The organism is Bradyrhizobium uaiense, assembly GCF_010811875.1.
Lineage (GTDB): Bacteria > Pseudomonadota > Alphaproteobacteria > Rhizobiales > Xanthobacteraceae > Bradyrhizobium > Bradyrhizobium uaiense.
In genome coordinates this window covers 1-255 of the sequence record NZ_VKHP01000684.1, presented here as the reverse complement: position 1 = coordinate 255, position 255 = coordinate 1, and the positions used below count along the sequence as shown (strand labels likewise).

Below are 255 nucleotides of genomic sequence, written 5' to 3'. Positions count from 1 at the left end.
ACCATTGGTCCCGGGAGCTGGAGACGTTGGGGCATACGGTGCGATTGATGCCTCCGGCCTACGTGAAGCCCTACGTCAAACGACAGAAGAACGACACCACGGACGCGGAGGCAATTTGCGAGGCGGTCACGAGGCCCAATATGCGGTTCGTGCCGACCACGACGGTCGAGCAGCAGAGCTGTCTGATGCTTCACCGGGCGCGCCATCTCTTCATCCGCCAGCAGACTGCCGTGATCAACTCAATCCGCGCCTATC

1 pseudogene is annotated in these 255 nt (G+C 61.2%); it reads left to right on the top strand.

Annotation, left to right across the window (positions count from 1 at the left end):
* Positions 1–255 (top strand): annotated as a pseudogene (locus FNJ47_RS47070) (IS110 family transposase); the annotation flags it as partial.